This is a genomic window from Flavicella sp., assembly GCF_029238425.1.
In the GTDB taxonomy this organism is placed as follows: domain Bacteria; phylum Bacteroidota; class Bacteroidia; order Flavobacteriales; family Flavobacteriaceae; genus Flavicella.
This window is the reverse complement of sequence record NZ_JAQWGB010000137.1, coordinates 1-1,515: the sequence shown is the minus strand read 5'-3', so window position 1 is coordinate 1,515 and position 1,515 is coordinate 1. Positions and strand designations below refer to the sequence as shown.

The window sequence follows — 1,515 nt, the reverse complement described above, 5'->3', positions numbered from 1 at the left end:
AGGGATTTCTAAAGAACAAGTTTTTACAGATTATTATTCCACTTTAGGGGCAGTAGATAGAGCCAATCGTTTGATACAGAATTATGTATATGCTGATACCGATTGGGCGAGTGAATTAGGGGTTATGTCTGATGAATGTCAGGTATCTCATGTAAAGTTTCCTCCACACACGGTTTTTAATGCTGGAGCATGGATGAATTCTGGTTTTCGCGAATTAGGAGGTATGGAGTTTGAAAATAGAAATGCAGAATTCCACGGAAATGATCACCTGACAGAACCGGCTTCTAAGGCTTTATTGGCAATTAGGTCAGTTAATTTAGTTTTAGAAAATATAGATCAGTTAGTAGAATATCCAACCGAGTTAGGCTTCACTCAAACAGAGTTAAAAAATCAATTGTTGGGACAATGTTACTTTTTAAGAGGGTTTCATTATTTCCAAATTATTCGCAGGTATGGTGGTTTTCCTATCATGAATGTTTCTTATGATGTAGATAAAGATTTTGATGAGGTAAGACCATCTTATTTAGAATCAACAGATTTTTTAGTTTCTGATATGGATAAGGCCATTGGTTTACTCCCGGAGGTTTGGAACAATCAAAATAAAGGTAGAGCTACTAAAACATCAGCAAAAGCGCTAAAAGCAATGGCTTTGTTATATGGAGCGAGCCCATTAATGAATCCACAGTTAAACCCATACGGATCTAATACCAAAACATACAATCATGATTATGCAATGGCAGCCGCAAAAGCAGCCGCAGTAGCAATAAACGATTTTGGAAATGGTGGGTATGCAATGTATCCTATGAGTCAGTATACAGATAATTGGTACAGCCGTGCAACAGCTATTCCTATGGAATCAATTATTCAGTCTCCTTTATCGAGAAACACTGATCCAAATAGTTCGGGTAGGGCAGGACAAGGTTGGTTTTTACCTCAGTTTGCAGGTGGTTGGTTGATTGAAGGAAATCCAACTCAAAACGCTGTAGACTGGTTTGAAACAAAGCAAGGTTATGATGTAAATGATCCAGATGCAGCAACTATCGGTGGGTTTGATCCTGCTGATCCTTATGCAAATAGAGATCCTAGATTAAGAGCTTTGATTTCTGTACAAGGGGACGATATGTTTGAAGGTTTACCTAACCCAGGAAATAATGCTATTAGAATATTGGATGCGAAACCAGGAGGTTGGCATTATAAATTCGAAACAGGTAAAAATAAAATGTTTACAGGGTATTATCACAAAGGGAAACACAAATGGCCAGGTTGTGATAAGTGGAATAGAGCAAGTGGTTATTACAGAAATTTTCCGCATTTGAGAGTCGCTCAATTGTATTTAGATTTTGCTGAGGCTGCGAATGAGGCTTATGGACCAAATGGTGCAGTCCCAGGTAGTTCACTAACAGCAGTAGATGCAATTAATGTAGTAAGAGCTAGGGCTGAAATGCCTGGTGTTATTGCAAAATATACAGCAGACAAAGACGCGTTTAGAAAACGTATTTATAATGAAAGAGCAGT

Annotated in this window: 1 protein-coding gene; it reads left to right on the top strand. The window is 38.0% G+C overall.

The window, feature by feature from the left end; genetic code table 11:
* On the top strand, positions 1 to 1,515 hold a 1,515-nt coding region (locus P8H68_RS10015), incomplete at both ends, for a RagB/SusD family nutrient uptake outer membrane protein (RefSeq protein ID WP_300324346.1).